Below are 22,394 nucleotides of genomic sequence, written 5' to 3' on the forward strand. Positions count from 1 at the left end.
AGTCGAATCCGTTGGCCTTCGGAGAAGTGGAGCCACCGATACGCTCTTAGAATCGTACGTACAACGTACATACATATGGGCACGAAGCGAGTCAACTTCCGGCTGCCGGAGGAATTGATCACCCAGGCAGATATCGCCGCGGAGGTCACCCACAAGAACCGAACGGAAGTTCTCATCGAGGCGCTACGCCAGTACCTCGAAGAGAAAGAGTCCGAGGAGGACTTTCGAGAAGCAGTCGTCGAACTCTACCTCGACGACCAGATCGAATTCGAAGCGCTCGTGGACGTCATCGGGCGGCAGGACGCTGAGTCGGTCCGCGCTTCGAAGCAAGTGCTCGATCGCGGCGAGGAGCTTGCGGACAAGCTCGCAGATCTCTAATGCTCGTCGTCGATACGAGTGCGTTCATCTCACTCGCAGTCGGTGACGTTCTCGAAACAGTCCTCGACGAGTTCGATATCGTCACGACTCAGATCATCGTCGACGAACTCGAACAGACAGCTGACTACGAGGATCTCCATGGACGAGGGGCCACCAACGCACTCGCCTACATGGACAGGGTCGACATCGTCGATGCCGACGGTCAAGACTTCGTAACGAGTCGTATCGATAGCGGTGAGGCTAGCTGTATCGTCGCTGTCCGAGCGGTCGATGCTGCGTTCCTTATTACCGACGACTATCGTGCACTGCCGGAATTACAGCGCCTCGTCGATGCAGACGTTGCGTTGTCCCCTATCGTACTTCGTGCATTGATCAAGCGAGACGCTCTTAGTGAGGAAGAAGCGAAAGCCACACTCCAGACGATTGCTGAGCAAAGAGACTGGCTCGGTGCGCCGATCTATCGGTACGCCCGCCAACTGTTCGACTGACACCGTACTAGTGGAAGCTCACGGCTTCAGCCGTGGGAGAAGGTCATCTCGTCGCCCAGTCTCGGCGTTCCGCGAGCGGTAGCCTTAACGCTCCGGAGGGGATGCTCTAGAACGCAATGAGCGGGACACTCGACCACGTCATGATGCGCGTGGAGGACCTGGAGGAGACGCTGGACTGGTACCAGGGACACCTGGACTACGAGGAGAAGGGTCGGTGGGAGGCGGACACCTTCACCAACGTCTACCTCGGCCCCGAGGACCTCCACGAGGAGGGGGCGGTCCTCGAACTCACCTACAACCACGACGACCGCTCGTACGACCTGGGCGACGCCTGGGGACACATCGCCGTGCGCGTCGACGACGTGTACGACGCCTACGAGCAGTTGATGGACGAGGGCGTGGAGGACTACCGCGACCCCGACTCCTGCGGCGGTAGCTACGCCTTCGTGAAGGATCCCGACGGTCACGAGGTCGAGATCGTCGAGCGCGACCACGGCGCGCCGTGGAGTCTCGACCACACGATGATCCGCGTCGAGGACGCCGACGAGGCGCTCGGGTTCTGGACGCGGAAGTTCGAGTACCAGCACACCGGCCGCTGGGAGTCGGACACGTTCGCCAACTACTTCGTGAAGCCCGAGGACGCCGCCGAGGAGGCGATGGCGGTCGAGCTGACCTACAACTACGACGGGCGCTCCTACGACCTGGGCGACGCCTGGGGGCACCTCGCCGTGCGCGCCGACGACCTCCACGACTACTGGGAGACGCTGCTGGAGCGCGAGGCCGAGGACTACCGCGACCCCGAATCCTGCGACGACCGCTACGCCTTCACCAAGGACCAGGACGGCCACGAGATAGAGATCATCTCGCGGGACTGACCGCGCTCGCCCACCCACTGTTTTTCACGCGCGGATCGACCGTCGCGTCTCGTGCGAACCACCCACGGTTTTCTCGTTCGACTGCGCCGCCATCCCGCGCGCTAATCGACCGTAACTTCTCACTCTGATTGACTCTCTCAATTACAATTTCCCGCCGATATAACGCGGTCGCGTCCGAACTACCACTTTTGTATCATACCTAACCGCATCTTTTCATAATCTATCTTTGAAATCTGCACCGAAGAGAACTACTTAAAGGATGGCGATGTGAACCGGCGTCTTGCAGCCCCGAAGGAAATTTCCGTCCCGGGAGGATTCGGCGGTAGTGGTCTGCTGAATTACGTATCACCTACACGCCACTGAATCTGCGATTAGCTGTATTCCGACGACTGAGTCCTTGAGGTGGCGTTTCAGACCACAAAGCATATATAACGAGGGCATAACGTTTTCAGTGTACCCCTACCCATGGTGGCAGGACGAGTCCCGCTTCCCTGCTCGGTCGGTCCGAGTTACACAAAGTATTCAAAGGGTCGTGGGAAAGATGCTGTCGCCGAACAACAACCAAAGAAAGACAAACTATGGCAGGAAACGTAGACAAAATCCGCAGCCTGTTCCTGACAGCGCTGATGGTCATGTCGGTTTCCGCCGGCGCGACCGCGTTCGCAGGATCGGCTGCAGCGGCAAATAATACCACGACTATTACGGACGATAAAGTCGTGTACCAAGGTCAGGTCGGACTTGTTTCTAAGTTCGGGACCAGTACAGATGTAACGCTTGCCGAAGGTAAAAACGGTGAAGGCCAGTTCGTCGACTCGTACAGTACCGGCGATAACGGTGAATTCACGGTCGACACTGCAGAACTGGAGACTGGATTCTGCAACCTCTCCGACGGTAGCACTAGCATCACGTTCCAAGTTGTCAAACAGACACTCAAAGTGAGCGCTGACACGACCTCGGTTAAGAACAGTGGTGCTGACTCAGTAATTAAGTTCACCGTCGATGACGCTAACCGAGAGGACTTCACGGTTAACGTGACGTCCGATGCCTTCGGTGATGATGTAGTGATTCAGAAGTCAGGTATCCACGAGAAGGGTGACGTCCAGGCCGTGTTCTATGTTGACTTCGCCGAGAACACGAGTCAGGGTACCTCGCAGGTCTCTCCGGGAACGTACAACCTTTCCGTTTCCGTGAGTGACACGACGGCTACTGAGGAATTCGAAATCGATGTTAAGAAAGCAGGGTCGTCTAGCGCTTCGTTCGACGAAAGCGTCTACACGGCCCCGCGCGGTGACATCGTTCCGGTTACAGTGAATCTGGAAAACACTGACTCTTCAATCGTTACTGTCGGTAGTGACGATGCAAACTTCAAGATGACTGCAGAGGTCACCGACAATGACGATGACAATCAGGTCACCTTCTACCTGAACACGTACAAAACGACGAGTGGCACCGCGGAAGATGCCCTCTACGTGAAACCGGGTAGTTCCGACAGTGTGAGTGCCTCTTGGGTAACGCCCTCGAGCGGTGGTCTTGACGACCCCCTAGCAGTCACTACTGGCGATAGCATTTACGAGCTGTCGGTTGAGGCCGACGGCGACAGTAGCAGCCCAGAAGATGTCGCGTCAGTCTCCATCAATCAACGGTCCACCGGCAGCGCCCAGACGTGGGTCGCTCCCTCGGACGCTGACACGACGAACGCGACGACGCTGAAGGCTGACCTCACCCAGCGCGGGAACGTCGCCTACGGCGACTACGTTGTCGTGCAGGTTCAGAACACGAACGGTATCTTCGGTGCTGTCAGTGACGGCGACGCACCACTCCCGACGGGCCTCTCGATGACGCTCAAGGAAGTCAACCCCGAACCGAACACGGTTGCGGACAAGTTCAGCACCGGTGACAGTGGCGTCTCGCTGCTCGCTGACAGCGAAAACGAGGCGCTTTACGTCCTCGTCGACACGGCTTCCGCTTCCAGCATCAACGACGGAGACGCTACGCTCGACGAGAAGGACTTCAAGGGCGAATGGAAGGCTACCTTCAAGGTCAGCAGCGACTACGCTGTCAAGCCTGACGAGGAACAGACCACCTCGACGAAGTTCAACGTCGAGGATGTCTCCCTCGAAGTCAACGATGGCAACGACGTCTCCGTCGCCAACGCGAACAACCAGACGATCTCGGGCACCACCAACCTCGCACCCGGTACGAAGCTGACGGTCCAGGTCCGTAGCCCTGGCGTCTTCTTCAAGGAAGTCGAGGCAACCATCAACTCCGATGGTTCCTACTCGAAGGAATTCGACTTCAGTGACTACGAGAACGGTACCGAGTTCAACGTGGACGTCTCCTCGTCGACCGGTACGTCAGCTAGCGCTTCCGCTGACGGTGTCCTGAACGCTGACCTCCAGGACCCGACGACGACCACGACGACCACGACGACCACGACGACCACGACGACTACAACGACTACGACGACGTCGACCACGTCGACCACGTCGTCGGATGATCCGTCCGAGACGAGCACGACGTCGACCACCAGCACGACCAGCAGTGACGGTCAGCCTGGCTTCGGCGTCGCCGTCGCCCTCGTCGCGCTGATGGCCGCCGCGTTCCTCGCACTCCGCCGCGAGAACTAAATCGGAGTAGCTGACTCCGATTCCACACGATACTGACTTTTCTTTCGCGCTCGACCGGTGAGCGACGCTGTAGCAATACGGATTACTCCGCGTATTGCGACGAACCGTTCCGACCCGAGCGGTGACGGAACCGCTCTACCCCGTGACGTGACAGAACCGCTCTACCCCGCGACGAGACGAACCGTTCTAATCCGAGACGGAGTACTACCAATCGAACCGGAGCAAGACACGTCCCACTGCTAAACCGAGCACCACAGAGAAGGAGTGAACGCGGACGATTCTACGTGACGACGACCTATCGAGAATTGCGGGCTACGCCAGCTTCTCGTCGAGCAGGTCCGCCGGCGCGTCGGCGAGCGTCGCCAGCGCGTCGCGTTCGATATGATGCAGGTCGCCGGGGACGACGAGCAGGTGGAGCGGGTCGCCGAACTCCCGCGTCGCCAGTTCCGACAGCGGGGCGGCCTCGACCACCGGACTCGGACTGCCGGCACGCGCGACAGCGACCGCGAGGACGTCCTCGTAGCCGGACGCGAGCATGTTGGCGGCGGTGCTGGCGGTCATGTAGTCACCGCGGTCTTCCTTGATGTCGAGGTAGACGAGCGTGTGGAGGCCGCGCTCGCGGTTCTCGTCGAGCGTGTCGGTGACGCTGGCCGGGAGCCCGTCCGCGCCGTGGGCGTAGTCGAATGGGAGCGTCGTCGCCTTTCCGAACCGGTAGTTCTGGAGGCCGGTCAGGCCCGCGGCAGCGGACTGGGCGGTCGGCGCGTGGACGACCCGGATGTCGATGCCGCGCTCCTCGGCGCGCAGGCGCAGGTCGACGTGGGTCGTCGATATCATGCTGTCCCCGGCGGTGACGAACGCGGCGTCGCCGTCCTCCGCGGCCGCGAGAATCTCCTCGGGGTCCTGCTCGACGCCGGCGCGGTCCCGGACCTCGATGTCGGCGTCGTGATACCGTTCGAGGTCCTCGACGGACGCGCCGACGAGGTGGCTGGTGTAGAACTCCGCGAAGACGCGGTCGGCCGCCCGGAGCGCGTCCCGACCCTCGACCGTGATCGAGCGCTCGTCGTACAGGCCGAGCCCGATGAAGGTGAGCATACCCGCCTCTCGTCGCGCGCGGGAGTTAAGCGGCGCGCATCCACCGTCCGCGAAAAACGGTCGATCGCCGGGTCAGTACCGCGGCGTCTGCGTCTGCTGCTGGGGCTGGTACTGCTGTTGCTGGCTGCCCTGCTGTGGCTGATACTGTTGCTGGGGTTGCTGGTACTGCTGTGACTGGTACCGCTGGCCACCCTGCCGACCGAACTGCTGGCCGCCCTGTTGGCCGACCTGCTGTTGACCGCCCATCGTCTGGAGCGACATCAGACCCTTATCGATGGAGTCCAGCGACCGGCGGGTCTTCTCGACGGCGTCCTGCACCTCTGGCTCGTCGATGTACTGCTGGAGCTCCTGCAGTCCCTGCTGGAGGACCTGCTGTGATGTCTGCCCGATCGGCTGGGCGAACGGCGACTGTCGAATCACGAGTTTCTTCTCCAGGTGCGCGATGTCCTGAATGTCGTCACAGACGCGCACGACGGTCGGCATGCCGCGCTGTGCGGCCTGCGTCTTCACCCACTCCGCGACCGATGCGGCGCGGTCGAGGTCGTGGATAGTCGTGCGAACCTCGCTCGAGAACGCCTCGTCGAAGCGCCGGCCCATCTCTTGGCCGAACTGCCGCTGGGGTTGCTGTTGCTGGCCGAACTGCTGCTGGCCGGTCTGCCCGTGCTGGGTCATCGGTCCGCCGTATCGCTGCTGGTGCTGTGGCTGCTGTAGTTGTTGTGCCATGGTCTTGTTCCAACTCCAAGCGACGCCCGGAGCGATTCAGTCTTCGGTAAACACCGACTTAACTTGGCGCAACCGTTCGAACGATTTGGCGTTCAAAACGCCAATAGATGCCTATACAACCGCTTGCTCTGCCGATTCAGTGAGTTTCGTCGAAGCTGTCGACCAGGTACGAGTAATAGGCCGTTTCCCGGCGATGTCCGTGACGGCGTATTCGAAAACGACGGCGGATGTGAACGATTTCGGTTCTGAATCGTCGGTTCGCCACCGACCTCGGATGATCGGACAGTCGTTACTGGGGTTTCACGGACGAGGGCGTGACGTTCTCACACCCGAGCGGAGTGGGCCACCGCTCGCTACGTGTCGGCATCGGCGTGACTGTCTCGTGGCCCGGTCGACGAGACGGCATCCATGGTCGAGTCCTCGCCACCCCTTCTGCCGGGAATCCTGATTCCTCTAGGGCCGGCGCTCTCCGCTCCGGCAGCAATCGTCGATGCCGCCTCGATTCATAATCAGAATCGCGGGACGAGAACCGATTATGAAAGTTCTCCCCCGATATCGAGGCGTAAAACCGGGTTCATAATCGGCCCGAACGCCCGGTAAAAGACTGTGTGGACGCGTGAAAAACGGAACTAGGGAAGTGAGTTGGAGGCGTCGCGAATCGGCTGAAGCCGCACATTTCGCTGGATAGACGCAGTCTCACGAGGATCGCATCCGACCGGCGGCGAGGAGACGGACTCCGATATCGGGCGTCTCATTCTTCATAATCGGTTTCCGTCTGGCGATTCTCGTCCGTGGACTCCCCAGAATTCAGAGCAACCACCATCACCGAAACCACCGGACGCAACCGCATTCACTCGCTCCGAATCACTCACCCACCTCACTCGCAGACGCTCATACCACGCTCTCGCATCATACTCCCCCCTTCGAACACACCGCTCACTCCTCCTTGCGGGGTTTGACGCCGATTATGAACTCACGTCGAGACCCGCTCGTCGCCGAACGGTCCCTCTCGTCGCACGAGCGACCGTTTTCCCGATTATGACTCGGACGCCGCGTCGAGGCGGTCGCGCGACCACGCGGTCGGAGACGTCACAGCCATCCCAGCGTATCGACACGGCACTGCTGTAGTGGATTCATCTTGCTATCGGTCATCTCGATACGTGGTTCGCTCCTACTATGGGTACCCCCGTTCCCGTGTTCAATCGGAACACCACTTGCACAGATGCCGGGCATACGCTTCAGCCGTAGTCTCGACGGCACGGATTCGACGGGCCGGAAATACGGCGAGTCCGAAACTAGTGCTCTATCCGTCGCTCGCTCTCCCTGACCGAGCGAAATCTCTACCATTCGTCTGATTGCCGTGGCCCTCGAAGCGTCAGGGTTAACGCCCGCTCGGGGAAACGAGGAAGCATGGAGACGCCGTGCGTGCGCGTCGAGCGTGAACGCGGGGAGGCGACCCGCCGCGAACTCGCGGACGCCAACCTGGTGGCCGAGAACCGCGAGATAGAGGTCGAGGACGGATGGCTGTACGTCCCCGTAACGGATCCTGAGGCGGTCCCCGACGGCTTCGAGGTGGTCGAACGCGACGTCCCCGCTCGCGAGACCCAGACGATGCCCGCGGACCTGCTCGGCTCCTCGCCGAGCTACGAGCGCCTGGGAGACATCGTCATCGTCGACGAGGACGACCCGGAGCGCGCCCGCGAGATCGCCGACGCAATCACGAACTCCGACCTGCCGGTGAAGACCGTGCTCGACCGGGCGTCGAAGGTGAAAGGCGACCGGCGCGTGCGCGACTGGACGGTGCTCGCGGGCGACGGCACGGAGACGGTCCACCGCGAGTACGGCTGCGAGTTCGTGCTCGACGTCGCGCAGGTGTACTTCTCCCCCAGACTCGCCACGGAGCGCCACCGCGTCGCGGAACAGGTCGGGGCGGACGAACGCGCGTTCGACATGTTCGCAGGCGTCGGCCCGTTCGTCGTCCCGTTCGCGAAGCGGGGAGCGGAAGTCGTCGGCGTCGACATCAACGAGGCGGCCATCGAGTACCTTCGGGAGAACGCACGCCGGAACGGCGTCGCAGACCGCGTGACCGCGATTCACGGGGACGTCCGAGACGTCGCGTCGGATTACGGGAACTGGGCCGACCGCATCGTGATGAACCTCCCACACAGCGCCGACGAGTTCCTCGACACCGCGGTCCTGCTCGCAGGCGACGACTGCACGGTCCACTACTACGACATCCAGCACGAGGACGATCCGTTCGGTCCAGGCGAGGACACTATTCGCGCGGCGGTGGAGTCGGGAGACCACGCGTACGACGTGACGGTCGAGAACCGCCGCGTCGTGCGCTCGTACGCGCCCCACGAACTGAACGTCTGTCTCGACGTGCGCCTGTCCCGGTAGCTCGCCCTGGTTTCGTATAGCCCGGCGGCGATTCCGCAACCCTTAAGCCGTTTCTGGCAAGAACATTCGAGTGCAGAGAGCGCAGGTGACCCTGAGCGTGCCGGTGTAGCTCAGACTGGCTAGAGCGATTCCTTCGTAAGGAATAGGCCGAGGGTTCAAATCCCTCCACCGGCTTGTCTTCTGCGACGAACAAACGTGAGGAGCGAAGCAACCGTGGCAGGATTTGGAGTAGGGTAGACTCTTGCTCCGACCGTGGTTCAAATCTCGCCACTGGCTCTTTCCTTCGAAATAACCCAATTAAGTCGCCAGCGGCTTACTTACTCGATTGTTCGCTCGGAAGGAGTAGCAGTCTGCCCTCGCTACACAACGGGTTCCCGATATACTGTGATACGGCTCTGTTGAACCTCTCACCAAGTGGCTGGTATAGCGTGCTGTGTAGAGAGCTGTATTCATCGAGCAGGACGTCCAGTACATACGAATTCACGGAATATCTCATAAGGAACGTCGTGAAGCTTGACTTCCAACTCTCGATTAGATCTGGTCACCCGCCTCACGCAAGATATGCCCGCAGAACTGCGCCGAATCCGGCGGCGCCGACGCAGACGCTGACGAGGCCGCCAATACCCGTCAGCGTCAACAGCCCGTTGATTCCGGCCCCCACCAGCAGGGGTTTGGTCCAGCCGTCTTCGTGGCCGACGAGTCGGTCGGCGATGGCGAGAAAGCCTATCGCCGACCCGACTGCCCAGACGACCCACACCAGCAAGAGGAAGGGAATCGCCACTACGATTCCGATGATGGTGATGACCAACACGACGGTTACCAGGATGACGACCAGAAGGCTCACCAGCCCGTAGATGAAGGTCTCGACGGGGTTCTCAAGGACCTGCGCCATCCGTTGGCGCGTGTACTCAGGCGCCGCAGCAACCATGATACCCCCGACCAGCAGCGTTGTCAGGAAGGCCCCAACAGCACTGCCAGCGACGTTGGTAACAGGGTCACCCATCGGTGCGTCTACTGGCGGTCCCCCCTGTAGCAGCGTCCACTGCCGCACTCCCACGATTACTGTGGATTCGATTCCTGCGATGACGAACGATTCACTCATGAATTTGTGTCGACCGCTTCGCCGGTCCGTTCGCCGACGAACGTGGCGAAGTCGTCGGCGAATGCCGTGACCGACTCCCAGTCGGTGAACTCGACGTCGTTAGACGTGTCCACTTCGGGATGTTCTTTCCTAGCGATACGTTTCATCAGCGAACGAAGCAGGAAGCCGTACTCCGAGAAGCGCAGCGCACCGCCGAAGAGGCCGATTCGATCGGGACGCCAGTCCGTGGCCTCGATGAACTCGTCGATATATCCTGCTGCCTCCGCCTCTCCCTTCTCGGTCTCTTCTCCTGACGCCCCGGAGACTTGGAAGAGCCCCGTCGGCTTCGTCACCAGTGCGCCGCGGTTGGTGCTGACGAATCGACGCACCGTCTTCTGGTGTCTACCCATGTGGATCGATGCACCGACCAGTACGGCGTCGAAGTCCTCGATATCGAGGTCGGAATCGATCTCCTTCACGTTGATCGTCGTCGTCTCGTGGCCGTGCGCTGTGAGTTTGTCGGCGATACGGTCGGCCACCTTCGCGGTCTGGCCCTCACCGGTCCCATAACAGACGAGAATCGAGGCCATCGTTACTCCCTTCCTCATAGGGCCGTCTCGGGGATAACCATACGGGGTCCTCGCACATAGAACTCAGTACCGTTCGACGCATTGACTTCCTCCCACGGCTTCAGCCGTGGGATTCCTCCGTGTGAGTGATTCAGGCCGTGCCTGCGCCACCGGAGGCAAATTTCCCCACGTCGTCGCGGGTACTCCGGTCTGTGGGTTCCTCTTTGGTCGAGCGATCCCGCCGTCGCCAGCGGTGATTGTCCTACTCGAGGCGGGCCACCTCGCGGTGTGCCCTCTCCGTCGTGTTCTCTCGGGAGACCGCGGGCCGAGCCCTCGACCCATCCTTTGCGTGATCCACCAGCAGATTCTCACTCACCGCCAAATCGCTGTGTCCCTCGAAGCCACAGTCGTAGCACGTGAACACGTCCTCCTCACGATGTACGTTCCCCGATCTGCACTCGGGACACATCGAGGAGGAGCCAGTTTCGCTGACTTCGCGTACCCCCGCTCGCCACGTGTCAGGGACGGTGAACGCGAACGGCGATTATACGCCTTCCGCGTTGCGCGGGTAGAGCGGGAGTCTACTGACAAGCCTCGGGGCGTGACCCCGATGCGGTTGACCCTACAGCGAGGGCGGTGATAAAGCTCAGCGGTGATCGAAACGGTGATGGAAACATTGCTGGCTTCGCGCGTTGTATGCAGCGGTGGCTGACTGACCTCCTCCGAAGATATCAGGGAGTTTTTATACAGACAGAGGGTGAGTTCAGCACCTCCTGTCGCCGAATGTCCGAAAGTGTTCGCGGTCAGCCAACGGGCTGGAGCCAGTCGGTCATTGCAGCCCACAAAACGACGAGGTCGAGGGCCATCGGCAGCACCTTCGTAGCTCCGAAGAATCCCGCCAGCAACAAGAGCGACAGGACGGCTCCGCCCCCAGCCAGCACCCGCCACCAACCGAACGGAACCCAGATTCCCACTACCGCCAGAGCCGCACAGAAAAAGAGCAACGCCGCGATTATGGCGAGAAAGATTCCGGAGAGCGGATAGCCGGAAGCCACCGTGACCTCACCCAAGACCCCACTGTCGCCACCACTCCAGGGCCAGACCCACCTCAACAGACCACCAAACTCTCGCTGGGCCTGGCTGTCCAGGGGAACGAGGTACGAAGCCGCGAAGTGGGCCTGTAATACCAGAAGTGCCGTGAAAAGCCACTTTTGCAGCGCCATAACCTCTTGTCCACCAGCCTGGCTGTTAAGTCTACACTGCGATGGCGCAGGAATACCGCCGAGGTGAGCAGATCAAACATCGTTCCAGGCACTCCGGGGCGACCCCTTTCCGCTCCACACCCGCTGAAGGTGCGGCTTCGCTTGACGAACGGCCAGTCTCACTGTTAGCGATTGCTGAAGCAGGCGAACAAGTTCTCTCTAGTGTTGGCTATCTTCTTCACGGAGAGAATCCCGCCGTTCACGCCGGGGAGGATGTCACCACAGTGTCATCGGGTCCGTCGTCGGTGCTTGTACCCGCGCTTTCCCGATTCCCCTCGTGACGCCGGGATACAAGATAGATAACTCCAGCGAGACCGATTGCCAGCGAAAGGGCAGCATCGCGACGCCCGAACGTGTCTCGAACAGCGCTCCGGAGCGTCCCGCCATGGCGGGACGGAGACCGTTCGCTCCCGACGAACTCTCCAAACGACGTCGCGAAGCGTTCGACATCGTCCCAGTCCGTGTACTCGTAATCGCGGGACGTATCAGTATCGAGGCCAAATGCCAGTGCGGCCAACTTGAAGAGCCAGCGCCGCTTGAAGTCGTACTGCGTGTACTTGAGAGCGCCTGCGAACAGGCCCACTCGATCCGGATGCCAGCCGGTCGTTCCAGTCAGCTTCTCGACATAGTCCATTGCCTCTTCCCGAGCCCACTCCGACGAGATGGCTGACGCCAGCGACAACTGGAAGAACCCCGATGGCCGGTCAGCCAGCGCCTGCCCGTGGCGCTCGACGAAAACCAGTACTTCCGGTTGGTGCCTGCGGTTGTTGACCGAGGCGCCGATTAACACCCCGTCGAACTCGCTTACGGCGATATCGGAAGCCTCGGATACGCGGGTGGTCGTCACGTCGAGCCCCCGTCTTTCGAGGACCGAGTCGATGTACTCGGCCACTTTCTTCGTCTGGCCCTCGCCGGTTCCGTACGCGATGAGAATAGAAGGCATGGTGACTTACGGACGCCACGAGACGCCAAATAGGTTTCCTGACTTCTTCTGGAGAGCGAGCCCGGTACGTCTCGGACTTCTTGAGACGCGCTCGCTGAATACGCACCCTCTGTTCAGCAACGCACGGGTTGTCTGTCGGGCAACTGGTGGAAAGGCCCTGCTGAATACAGAGGATATATTCAACACGACCGTTAGGGCATGACAGTAGACGAGTCAGTGTTCACCATCCCGGTGAAATAATCGCAAACGGACGGAAGCCACTCCCAGGCATACGACCAGTCTCCGATTTGGAGTAGACGAGTCGCTACGTTCGAGACTTCCCGGAAGCTGGAAGCCCCAATTCGATTGTGTTCGGCCTGACGTTGGAGTTTCGTCACGTCGGTATCCCCGCCCCTACGAAAACCAGCCCCGCCGTGTCCTCGTGCTCCTGACGGCGCCGCTTCTCGCGTACCCGGTCAGCCGTCGCCGCGCGCGGCCTCGAATGCCGCGATGGCGCGCTCGCGGCGCTCGCCGTGGTCGACGATGGGAGCGGGGTAGTCAGGCGCGATGGCGACGCGCTTCTCATCGTCCAGCGTGGGCCACTCATGGATGGCGTCGGTCGGCGCGTCCCGGAGCTCGGGGATGTATTCTCTGACGTACTCGCCGTCCGGGTCGTACCTCTCGCCCTGGGACGCGGGGTTGAAGACGCGAAAGTATGGCGGGGCATCCGTTCCCGTCGAGGCCGCCCACTGCCAGCCGCCGGCGCCGTTCGCGGTGTCGTGGTCCGCAAGCTTCCGTCGGTACCAGTCGTATCCCTCACGCCAGTCTACCAGCAGGTCCTTCGTGAGGAACGCGGCGGCCACCATCCGGACGCGGTTGTGAATCCAGCCCTCGGCGCGCAATTGCCGCATCCCGGCATCAACGAGAGGGTAACCGGTTTCACCATCCTTCCATGCCTGAAGCCCCTCGGGATCGTCGCGCCACTGGATTTCGTTCGGGAACTCGCGGTAGTTCTCGGTGACCACGTCGGGACGCGCGTCGAGGACGTGCGCGTAGAACTCCCGCCAGGCGAGCATTCGCCGGAACGCCTCGACTGACTCCCGCGCTTCCCCGTTGGACGCGGTAGCCGCCGCGTCCTCAGTGTCTTTCCAGACCGTCCGGACGCCGACGGTCCCGAACTTCAGATGCGGCGAGAGGCGCGAGGTCGCTTCCCGGGCGGGGTAGTCACGGTCGTCCCCGTAGCGGTAGATAGTGTCCTCGCGGAAGTCGGCGAGTAGGTCGTGGGCGACGTCGGTGCCCGCTGGCTGCACGTCGGATTCGGGCTCATCGAAGCCTAGGTCGGCGAGTGACGGTAACGGGCCGGCGGCATCGGAGGACTCGTCGAGCCACTCCTCGTCGAGGCTGTCGCGGGGGTCGACAACGTCACCGCGAACCGGCGCGGCGACGGGGGTGGCCTTTTCCAGGTTGCGCCACTGCCGCCAGAAGTACGAGAAGACGGAGTAGTGGCTTCCGTCGTTCGGCTTGATGCTCTCTGGTTCGTGGAGGAGAATGCCGTCGAACTGCTCGACGCCGACGTCAGCGTCGGCGAGCGCCGCCGTGACGGCGCGGTCACGTTCGGTCGCCAGCCCGGAGTAGTCGCGATTCCAGGTGACCGCGTCGGCGTCGCAGGCCGCGGCGAGATCGGGAAGCACCGCGCTTGGGTCGCCGCGGGCCAGGAGCAGTTCACCGCCGCGCTTGCGGTACTGCTCGCGCAATGAGTCGAGTGCATCGAGCAGGAACGATACCACGGGCGGCGCGCCGTAGGCGAGTATCGCGGGATCATGGACGAACACCGGGAGCACGTGGTCGTCGCCAGTCAGCGCCGGGTTGTCGGTCACACGAAGGTCGCGGCGGTGCCAGTGGAGTTGCATACCGGAGTCTTGGCGGGCGCTGGCGCCGCCCATCGCGAGGAAGCCGGCCAGACCCGCCCCGCGAAGCGCAGTGCGACGGGTTGCCCGTAGCGGTTCAGAGTCCGGTTCTGCGTCGGCCGGCGTGTCGTGTGTCTCGTTACTCATGGTTGGTGTCTCGTCTCGCTATTTCTCTCGCGTGGTGCCCACAGCAATCCTCTACTCAACCCGCGCTCTCTACGTCAAACCCCTATAAAGAGATGATGGCTAATAAACATAAGATTCTGACATACTGGCGGTGAGAACTGGTAAACGACTAAACAGAGCCCGTGACACTGATTATTTTCCGAGAGCGCTATGACTCCACGTTCTCCTTAGCCAGAATCAAGCCAGACGCTTTGTCGAAATCATCAAGCGCTGATGCGTTCGATGGCCGTGAGGAAAGCAGGGCACGAATTCACCACTGACAAAGAACCATAAATTAATAACATTGTTTGGGATACGGCGAAGACTTCATCACTGGATCAGAAATCTTAATATGCGAAAGTGATAACCGCCGGTAGATGAACGGGTCCAACCAAGACTGGTGGCCGAATCGATTGAACTTGGAGATTCTCGACCAGAACGCTCGCCACGCCGATCCGATGGGCGAGGAGTTCGACTACGCGGAGGAGTTCGAGAAACTCGACTTCGAAGCGGTGAAGGCGGACATCGAAGAGGTGATGACGACGTCGCAGGAGTGGTGGCCGGCTGACTACGGCCACTACGGGCCGCTCTTCATTCGGATGGCGTGGCACAGCGCCGGCACGTACCGCACCAGCGACGGCCGCGGCGGCGCGTCCGGCGGCACGCAACGCTTCGCGCCCCTCAACAGCTGGCCCGACAACGCGAACCTCGACAAGGCACGCCGGCTGCTCTGGCCGGTCAAGCAGAAGTACGGCCGCAAACTCTCGTGGGCCGATCTGATAGTCCTGGCCGGGAACGTCGCCTTGGAGTCGATGGGATTCGAGACGTTCGGGTTCGCCGGCGGACGCGAGGACGACTTCGAGCCCGACGAGGCCGTCGACTGGGGGCCCGAGGACGAGTGGGAAGCGTCCGAGCGCTTCGACGAGGACGATGAACTCGAGAATCCGTTCGCCGCCACCGTGATGGGGCTCATCTACGTGAATCCGGAGGGACCGGACAGTGAGCCTGATCCGATGGGGTCGGCGGAACGAATTCGAGAGTCGTTCAGCCGGATGGCGATGAACGACGAGGAGACGGCCGCGCTCATCGCCGGCGGACACACCTTCGGGAAGGTCCACGGCGCCGACGACCCCGACGAGCACGTCGGTCCCGAGCCCGAGGCAGCCCCCATCGACCAGCAGGGCCTGGGCTGGGAGAGCAGCCACGGCTCCGGCAAAGGAAGCGACACGATCACCAGCGGGATAGAGGGGCCGTGGAACGCCACGCCGACCCAGTGGGACATGGGCTACCTCGACAACCTGCTCGAGCACGAGTGGGAGCCCGAGAAGGGTCCCGGCGGTGCGTGGCAGTGGACCACGAAGGACGACGCGCTCGATGGCGTCGCACCCGGCACCGAGGACCCATCGGAGAAGGAAGACGTGATGATGTTGACGACGGACGTCGCCCTGAAGCGGGATCCGGACTACCGTGAGATCATCGAGCGCTTCCAGGAGAACCCACGCGAGTTCCAAGAGGCCTTCGCGAAGGCGTGGTACAAGCTGATCCACCGCGACATGGGCCCGCCGTCCCGGTTCCTCGGCCCGGAGGTTCCGGACGAGGAGATGCTGTGGCAGGACCCCATCCCCGACGTCGACCACGGACTGATCGGAGACGAGGAAATCGCCGAGCTGAAGGAGGAGATTCTCGCTTCGGACCTGTCCGTCTCCCAGCTGGTCAAGACCGCCTGGGCGTCGGCGTCGACGTACCGCGACAGCGACAAGCGCGGCGGAGCGAACGGAGCCCGCGTTCGCCTCGAACCGCAGAAGAGCTGGGAGGTGAACGAGCCGGAGCAGCTGGAGACTGTGCTTTCGACCCTCGAAGAGATTCGGGAGGAGTTCAACGGCTCGCGGTCCGACGGGACGAGAGTCTCGCTGGCCGACCTGATCGTTCTGGGCGGCAACGCGGCCGTCGAGAAGGCTGCGGCGGCCGCCGGGTACGACGTGGAGGTTCCGTTCGAGCCGGGCCGTACCGACGCCTCGCAGGCACAGACCGACGTCGAGTCCTTCGAGGCGCTCGAACCGGAAGCCGACGGGTTCCGTAACTACCTCGGTGGCGAGCACGACCAATCGGCGGAGGAGCTGTTGGTCGACAAGGCCGACCTCCTGGATCTGACGGCCGACGAGATGACGGTTCTGGTCGGCGGCATGCGCGCGCTGAACGCGAACTACCAGGATACCGACCTCGGCGTCTTCACCGACAGGCCGGAGACGCTGACCAACGATTTCTTCGTCAACCTCCTCGACATGGACTACGAGTGGGAAGCGTCCTCGGAGTCCAAGGACATCATGGAGCAGGAAGCGTCCTCGGAAGCCAACGATATCTACGACCTGCGCGACCGTGAGACGGGCGAAATCGGGTGGTCGGCCACCCGCGTCGATCTCATCTTCGGTTCGAACGCCCGGCTTCGAGCCATCGCGGAAGTCTACGGCAGTGACGACGCGGAGGAGGAGTTCGTGCGTGACTTCGTGGATGCGTGGCACAAAGTGATGACCCTCGATCGCTTCGACCTCGAGTGATCTGAGCCGAGAGTCCAGGTCGGTGTCCGTGTACGACGTCTCGATGGCGTGTGGCCACGGTCCCCGCCCGGTCTCGATGTGTCGCGAAGAAGTACTGAACGCAGTGGGGTGTGACTGTTTCCTTGGTGATTCGCGCTACTACAGATGAGTCCCGCTCTGGAGTTTCCTCGGTAGATTGGCGAAGAAGACGCCGGCAAGAACGAGCATCAGCCCGGGCACGCCGGCGGCGATTCCGTTCTGGAGAAGGATAGAGAGCGGATGGCCCTTCGGCAGTGCTATCGGTATCGAAACGAGGAACAGCACCACGGAGATGGCGCACAGACCTGCTCCGGCGGCGTACAGCCCTCTGACGATCTGATACCTGGACACTGATTGAAGCGACACCTGTCGATGCGTCCCCGATTTGAGCGACGTCCTGTTGCGGTCAAGCATACCGCACGTCGTCCTCCGTTTCACGTAATAGTATCTGATAGAAGATGATACTTCGACCGGCCTCGACCACGTCACCATCCGGAGTCCTGTCCGAACCCCTCGCCGTCCGAGGTCCTTCTGTCACGATTCCGCGATTCTTCCTTTCGACGAACGACCGACTGCGCCCGCCGAAACCGTTCTGGGGTCGCCGGGCGAACGTCCGGACATGGAGCGAACGCAGGCGTCCTCCGACCGGTGGTTCGACGTGGTGCTGACGAACGACGACGCGCAGGCGGCGGTGATGACGCTCGACCCCGGGGAGTCGACCGGCGGGCCGGACAACTACCACGCGGACAGCGACCAGTGGTGCTACGTCGTCGACGGCGAGGGCCGGGCGACGGTCGACGACCGCGACGTCACCCTCGCGGCGGGCGACCTGGTTCTCATCGAGGCGGGCGAGACCCACGAGATAGAGTGTACCGGCGAGCGGACGCTGGAGACGCTGAACCTCTACGTGCCACCCGAGTACTGACCGACGGGGACGGCGTGTCCGACCGTCGGGGCGTCGGTTCTCTGGGTCACAATCCCGTCAGCGGAGCCGAGCGCCCTCGGACGCGACCCGCGTTCGCTCGTCGAGCACGCCCTCGACGCCGACGGCGAACACCGTCTCGCCGAGCATCGCCATGCTGGCAGCCCCGCCCGCGGCCTCCACCTCGGTGACGGCGTCGCGGACCCGGTCCGTCGGCAGGCCGATCTCCCGGGCGAACTCCCAGGCGCGGGCGGTGAGAGACGGGAGCGATGGGTCGGTGGGCAGGTCGTCGAGCACCGCCCCGCCGACGCGTTCGACGTCGGCCATCAGGTCGGCGTCACCGAGCGCGTCGCTAGTCGCCATCCCGCCGAACGAGACGTACTCGACGCGGTCGTCGCGGTCGTGACGCTCGATACCGTCGCCGTAACTCGTCACCAGTCCGCCCATCGACTGGATGAACACGTCGCCGAGACCGGTGCCCGCTGCGACCTCCGCTCGGTGGGCGGCCTCGACAAGTTCCTCGCGCGTGTGTCCGAGACCGAACCGCTCGTCGACGGCGAGCGCGGTGGCGAGCGTCGCGGCCCCGCTCGCGCCGAAGCCGCAGCCGACCGGTACCTGAGCGGTGAGGTCGACCCGCGCCGTCACGTCGAGGTCCTCTAGCAGCAACTCGACCGGTTCGAACGACGTCTCGTCGCCGTCGAGGGTGACGACCCGTCGGTCGGCCGACGCCACGCTGGCGACGACGCCGTCCTCGATTGCCACGCTCGCACCCCTCGACTCGTTGCCGGACTCCGCGGGCGCGAAGACGGCGGTTACGCTTCCCGGAGCGTACGCTTCCATGCGGGAAACCAGGCGGGAGACGACCTTCAATGCTGGGAGACGGCATCAGTACTCGACGACAGACGCAGATGTATCGAGTCCAACGGGCCGTCCCTGATCCCACTCGACGCCTACTACTACCTCTTGGAGAGATGCGAGTCTGCGTTCGACGATGTCGAGCGGATGCGAGTCGATGAACTTGGCTGGCTGATGGTCGATAGCCGTCGAGCTATCGTTCACTTGCAGATGTACCGGGCCGAGATCGCCGTGCGTATCGTCTTGATGCCACCCGACGAGCAGACTGCGGTCTGGCTCGATCCAATTGAACCAGTAATACTCGTACGGATCACTCGTTCGCAGTTGGAAGCCGATCTCAACCCGGGCAGTCGTCACTGGGTACTCGTCGTCGCCAAGGAACTGTCGCGGGTTCACGTCACCAACGACCCGGTGTGAGCCGGCTTCGCGCGGCTCGGCACGCCGTCGACGGACGTCGTTGAACTCAGCGCTGAGTTGGTTCTGGATGCGGTCGTGGAGCCGCTTGCTCTGCAAGTTCGTCCGGTTAGCGAGAAAGACGACCATCAGGCGAGCGTCGAGTGCGAGTCAGTCCGTGGTGAGGAGAGTTCCACCACATCCCTGTACAGCTGAAGAGCATGCTTCACGAGTCCGAGTTCCGTGTTGATCGCCTCCCACGTGGCGATCACGTTGCGACGCTCGCGGAGTTCTTTCGCCGATAACTCGTCTTCGACGAGTCGTTCCCGGAACTCGTCGAGCGAACTGACGTCGTACTCCGCAGCCAGTTCCTCTTGTTCCTCCTTTAGCTCCGTGAGCCGGTTCTCTAACTCGTCGCGTGAATGCTCCTCAATTAGGTCAGTCAATTCGTCAAAGAGCATCCGCACCGGATTCAGATCGTACGCTTTCGTCCCGTCGACGGTCGTCTCGGTGACCCAGTCGTCACTCTGGAGTCGCTGGAGCTCATCGTCGGCCGTCGCGCGCGAGACATCTGCCCGGTCTGCGATATCCTGCACCGGCGTGGGCTCCTCCAGCAACTCCACGACGTGTCGGACACGCTCACGCCCGCTCATACTCTCCGTCCACGATCCGGGATTCGATTCAGCCATCGTACTAGCTCTTGCACTGCGTGGTTCAAATAATCTGGCTTCGTTCAAATATTCAAACAGCGGTAGCGGTGGCAGGACTCGCCTCCACGATCGACCAAGAAAGATATGCGGCTTTGGAAGAGTTCGTCGAGGCTGCGGCCGCCGTCTATATCGTCGTCCGCTCCACGCTGTTTTCTGCAGCGACTCGGCGTAGACGATAGTTTGCTTGGACGATATCGTGTCATATCTTCTGGAAAGATAGCAGTGAACCGTCTGCTGGACCTCGTAGGAAACGGATTTGTCGACGCCGAAGATGGGCGCGACCGACGGCACGCTCGAATACGCGAGAGGCCGGGGAGGTGCAGTTGAAAATCAGATCCTTCGTCTGGAGCGGCCTCGTACAGAAATGCCCCTACTTCGAATCATCGCCGGAGTCACCCCTTTTCTGCGAGGATATCTTCTGCGACGTCCTTCACGTGTTGCCGGTGGGCTGCCGTGGTCTGAACGCTTTGAGCGGCGTCGAGTTGGTCGTTGACGACTGCGTTCTGTTGGGGACCCCACGTCTCATGGGGCTCGGATTTGATGTATTCGACCCAGCGCTTGATTCCCTCAATGCGCTGCTCGCGATTGCGTTTGTGCATCGTGTCGAGGTGTTCAGGCGCGTTTGAGTCGCTCATATTCGTCTTCAACGTCGAGCCGCGTTACCCACTCTTCGAGACGGGGCACACTAAGACTTTCTTTGAAGAGCGTATATAGATGAACCGCATCCTCGATGTCCTTCTGCGCGCCGAGGTAGAGCTTGTATGCAATCTGGAGTTCTAGCGGCCCAATCGGAATTACCTCGTCGCCGATACGGGCCGTACTCGCGTTTTCGAGGGACGCACGGTCAAACTCGTCGCGCACGAATTTCACTTCGAGATGCGGTGTGACCTGGTCCACAGGGGCGACCCAGATGTTATCGCCGTTATACGGGCTGCAGGAGAAAACCCACGGCTTTAGCCGTGGGATGAATCCGTACGCTCCGTGTCACAATTCACCGACGATGGAAGGCTGACTCCTAACCAATAAGTACCCATACGCCTACATATAAGATATGGACGTGCGGCGTACTGTCCCCGTTGCGCTCGACGTGGACAGTGCCGACGCCGCACTCCTCGAAGACACCGTCGACACCTTCCTCTGGTCAGCGCAATACGTCGTCGACCACGCCTTCCAAGGCGAGTACGTCACCACCAGCAAAACACAACTAGACGACGAAACCTACGACGATGTGCGAGAAGCCACGGACGGCTTCAACGGTGGCCTCGTGCAAGCCGCTCGGAACAAGGCCGCTGAAGCCTGCAAGAGCGCCGTCGCCCGCTGGAAGAACGGGAAGAACGCATCGAAACCCACCTTCACCAGCCCGCACGTCGTCTACGACAAGCGTACCGCGACGTTCCACGATGACTCCGTGAGTCTCGCCACAACCGACGGTCGCGTCGAAGCCGACTACGTGCTACCCGACGAGGACAGTGACACGCCGCACTCGGAGTACCTCTTCTCCGATGAGTACGAAACCACGGGTGCGGAACTGCACTCCCGAGACGGTAACTGGGTGCTTCACATCCACTGCAAGATGGAGGTGGAGTCTGATACGCCGGATAAGGCGACCACCGAGAACGGAGCGGTTCTCGGGGTTGACCTCGGCGTGAACACCCTCGCCGTCACGAGTACGGGCACGTTCTGGACGGGCGACGAGTTCGACCACTGGCGCAGAGAATACGAGAAACGCCGTGGGTCGCTCCAACAATGCGGAACGCGCTGGGCACACCAGAACATCCAGTCAGTCGGGCGGAAAGAGACGGGGCGGTTCAAGCAGATGCTTCACCGCATCAGCAACGAACTCGTTGCTGAAGCCCGTGAGAACGAGTGTTCCGTGATTGCGTTCGAGGACTTGACCGACATCCGCGAACGCACTGGCGCGTCGTGGGGCCACAAGTGGGCGTTCGACCGCTTGTACGAGTACGTCGAGTACAAAGCCGAAGAACACGGCATTGTGGTCGAGCAGATCGACCCCGAAAACACGTCACGGCGGTGCTCACACTGCGGGTTTACGCACCCCGACAACCGCGAGGACGAAGCGTTCGAGTGCCTGAAGTGTGGCTACGAGAATCACGCGGATTACAACGCTGCGAAGAACATTGGTTTGCGGTATCTCCGTCGCACCCAAACTGGGGGCGGCGGAGGCGCACCCTTGGGCGTGCGCTTGAACAGCGGGATGATGACCGTGAACGGAGGCTACTCTCCTGCCTCAGATGAGGCCAGAACGGGAGTCCACGCTGAATCCCACGACTTTAGTCGTGGGTAGCTCAACGAGCATCTCATACGTCGAAGGGAGCGGCATTGCCGGGCCCCAGAAACCCTCCTCGTCGAGCGTCGCAGCTAATTCGTCAGCAGTCTCCTCGTCGATTCGTTCGATGAGGACATCCACATCTTCGGTAGAGCGAGCCCGACC

At 61.7% G+C, this 22,394-nt stretch carries 21 protein-coding genes, 1 tRNA gene and 1 pseudogene; 9 read left to right on the top strand and 14 right to left on the bottom strand.

The window, feature by feature from the left end:
• The first annotated feature begins 75 nt into the window (after nt 1–75).
• From ACRYA2_RS22400 to ACRYA2_RS26690, 4 genes are all read left to right on the top strand, one after another.
• Complete coding sequence (locus ACRYA2_RS22400) at nt 76–378, top strand: ribbon-helix-helix protein, CopG family (RefSeq protein WP_433633230.1); 303 nt, start codon at nt 76–78, stop codon at nt 376–378.
• Nucleotides 378–866, top strand: a complete 489-nt coding sequence (locus tag ACRYA2_RS22405; RefSeq protein ID WP_433633232.1) for a PIN domain-containing protein — start codon at nt 378–380, stop codon at nt 864–866. The genes ACRYA2_RS22400 and ACRYA2_RS22405 overlap by 1 nt, the downstream gene beginning before the upstream one ends.
• Before the next feature lie 116 nt (nt 867–982).
• The gene (locus ACRYA2_RS22410) at nt 983–1,741 is read left to right on the top strand and encodes a VOC family protein (protein WP_433633234.1); all 759 of its coding nucleotides are present in this window, start codon (nt 983–985) and stop codon (nt 1,739–1,741) included.
• 578 nt (nt 1,742–2,319) lie between these two features.
• Nucleotides 2,320–4,368, top strand: a complete 2,049-nt coding sequence (locus ACRYA2_RS26690) for a BGTF surface domain-containing protein (protein ID WP_472850136.1) — start codon at nt 2,320–2,322, stop codon at nt 4,366–4,368.
• 312 nt (nt 4,369–4,680) lie between these two features.
• Here ACRYA2_RS26690 and dph5 read toward each other — a convergent pair whose 3' ends face one another.
• A complete protein-coding gene (gene dph5 / locus ACRYA2_RS22425; protein ID WP_433633236.1) occupies nt 4,681–5,460 on the bottom strand; it encodes a diphthine synthase in 780 nt (259 codons plus the stop codon).
• Nucleotides 5,461–5,532: 72 nt separating this feature from the next.
• On the bottom strand, nt 5,533–6,183 hold the full coding sequence (locus ACRYA2_RS22430; protein ID WP_433633237.1) for a hypothetical protein: 651 nt from the start codon (nt 6,181–6,183) through the stop codon (nt 5,533–5,535).
• 1,410 nt (nt 6,184–7,593) lie between these two features.
• Between ACRYA2_RS22430 and ACRYA2_RS22435 the strand changes: the two genes are divergently transcribed.
• A complete protein-coding gene (locus ACRYA2_RS22435) occupies nt 7,594–8,583 on the top strand; it encodes a class I SAM-dependent methyltransferase (protein WP_433633239.1) in 990 nt (329 codons plus the stop codon).
• 99 nt (nt 8,584–8,682) lie between these two features.
• A tRNA-Thr gene (locus tag ACRYA2_RS22440) sits at nt 8,683–8,757 on the top strand.
• Between the two features lie 376 nt (nt 8,758–9,133).
• Here the strand turns inward: ACRYA2_RS22440 and ACRYA2_RS22445 are convergent.
• The 6 genes and pseudogenes from ACRYA2_RS22445 to ACRYA2_RS22470 form a co-directional block, all read right to left on the bottom strand.
• The gene (locus tag ACRYA2_RS22445; protein WP_433633285.1) at nt 9,134–9,586 is read right to left on the bottom strand and encodes a DUF8173 domain-containing protein; all 453 of its coding nucleotides are present in this window, start codon (nt 9,584–9,586) and stop codon (nt 9,134–9,136) included.
• 95 nt (nt 9,587–9,681) lie between these two features.
• A complete protein-coding gene (locus tag ACRYA2_RS22450; RefSeq protein ID WP_433633287.1) occupies nt 9,682–10,254 on the bottom strand; it encodes a flavodoxin domain-containing protein in 573 nt (190 codons plus the stop codon).
• A gap of 241 nt (nt 10,255–10,495) precedes the next feature.
• Nucleotides 10,496–10,723: pseudogene (locus ACRYA2_RS22455) on the bottom strand (zinc ribbon domain-containing protein); the annotation flags it as partial.
• A 313-nt stretch (nt 10,724–11,036) separates the two neighbouring features.
• A complete protein-coding gene (locus ACRYA2_RS22460; protein ID WP_433633241.1) occupies nt 11,037–11,456 on the bottom strand; it encodes a hypothetical protein in 420 nt (139 codons plus the stop codon).
• A 238-nt stretch (nt 11,457–11,694) separates the two neighbouring features.
• Nucleotides 11,695–12,438 carry a flavodoxin domain-containing protein gene (locus ACRYA2_RS22465; RefSeq protein WP_433633243.1) on the bottom strand — a complete coding sequence of 248 codons (744 nt, stop codon included), beginning with the start codon at nt 12,436–12,438 and terminating at the stop codon, nt 11,695–11,697.
• Between the two features lie 455 nt (nt 12,439–12,893).
• Nucleotides 12,894–14,327 carry a cryptochrome/photolyase family protein gene (locus ACRYA2_RS22470; RefSeq protein ID WP_433633289.1) on the bottom strand — a complete coding sequence of 478 codons (1,434 nt, stop codon included), beginning with the start codon at nt 14,325–14,327 and terminating at the stop codon, nt 12,894–12,896.
• Nucleotides 14,328–14,866: 539 nt separating this feature from the next.
• Here ACRYA2_RS22470 and katG point away from each other — a divergent pair.
• Nucleotides 14,867–17,044 carry a catalase/peroxidase HPI gene (katG, locus tag ACRYA2_RS22475; protein WP_433633245.1) on the top strand — a complete coding sequence of 726 codons (2,178 nt, stop codon included), beginning with the start codon at nt 14,867–14,869 and terminating at the stop codon, nt 17,042–17,044.
• 138 nt (nt 17,045–17,182) lie between these two features.
• Here the strand turns inward: katG and ACRYA2_RS22480 are convergent, their stop codons facing one another.
• Complete coding sequence (locus ACRYA2_RS22480; protein ID WP_433633247.1) at nt 17,183–17,476, bottom strand: hypothetical protein; 294 nt, start codon at nt 17,474–17,476, stop codon at nt 17,183–17,185.
• Between the two features lie 205 nt (nt 17,477–17,681).
• On the opposite strand from ACRYA2_RS22480, the gene ACRYA2_RS22485 reads away from it, so the two are divergent.
• A complete protein-coding gene (locus tag ACRYA2_RS22485; protein ID WP_433633249.1) occupies nt 17,682–17,987 on the top strand; it encodes a cupin domain-containing protein in 306 nt (101 codons plus the stop codon).
• Between the two features lie 57 nt (nt 17,988–18,044).
• Here ACRYA2_RS22485 and ACRYA2_RS22490 read toward each other — a convergent pair whose 3' ends face one another.
• The 5 genes from ACRYA2_RS22490 to ACRYA2_RS22510 all read right to left on the bottom strand — a co-directional run bounded on the left by ACRYA2_RS22490 (nt 18,045) and on the right by ACRYA2_RS22510 (nt 20,839).
• Nucleotides 18,045–18,824, bottom strand: a complete 780-nt coding sequence (locus ACRYA2_RS22490; RefSeq protein WP_433633251.1) for a GHMP family kinase ATP-binding protein — start codon at nt 18,822–18,824, stop codon at nt 18,045–18,047.
• A 45-nt stretch (nt 18,825–18,869) separates the two neighbouring features.
• Entirely contained in the window at nt 18,870–19,382 is a 513-nt protein-coding gene (locus tag ACRYA2_RS22495) for a hypothetical protein (RefSeq protein WP_433633253.1), read from the bottom strand.
• The gene (locus ACRYA2_RS22500; RefSeq protein ID WP_433633255.1) at nt 19,382–19,885 is read right to left on the bottom strand and encodes a DUF7342 family protein; all 504 of its coding nucleotides are present in this window, start codon (nt 19,883–19,885) and stop codon (nt 19,382–19,384) included. Before ACRYA2_RS22500 ends, ACRYA2_RS22495 begins: the two co-directional genes overlap by 1 nt.
• 449 nt (nt 19,886–20,334) lie before the next feature.
• Nucleotides 20,335–20,577, bottom strand: coding sequence for a DUF8150 family protein (locus ACRYA2_RS22505; protein ID WP_433633257.1), 243 nt, complete (start codon nt 20,575–20,577; stop codon nt 20,335–20,337).
• Nucleotides 20,555–20,839 carry a hypothetical protein gene (locus tag ACRYA2_RS22510; RefSeq protein WP_433633259.1) on the bottom strand — a complete coding sequence of 95 codons (285 nt, stop codon included), beginning with the start codon at nt 20,837–20,839 and terminating at the stop codon, nt 20,555–20,557. Before ACRYA2_RS22510 ends, ACRYA2_RS22505 begins: the two co-directional genes overlap by 23 nt.
• A 154-nt stretch (nt 20,840–20,993) precedes the next feature.
• Here ACRYA2_RS22510 and ACRYA2_RS22515 point away from each other — a divergent pair, with 154 nt between their 5' ends.
• On the top strand, nt 20,994–22,247 hold the full coding sequence (locus ACRYA2_RS22515) for an RNA-guided endonuclease InsQ/TnpB family protein (RefSeq protein WP_433633261.1): 1,254 nt from the start codon (nt 20,994–20,996) through the stop codon (nt 22,245–22,247).
• Nucleotides 22,248–22,394 lie beyond the last annotated feature (147 nt).

The sequence above is a fragment of the Halomicrococcus pelagicus genome (genome assembly GCF_050954125.1).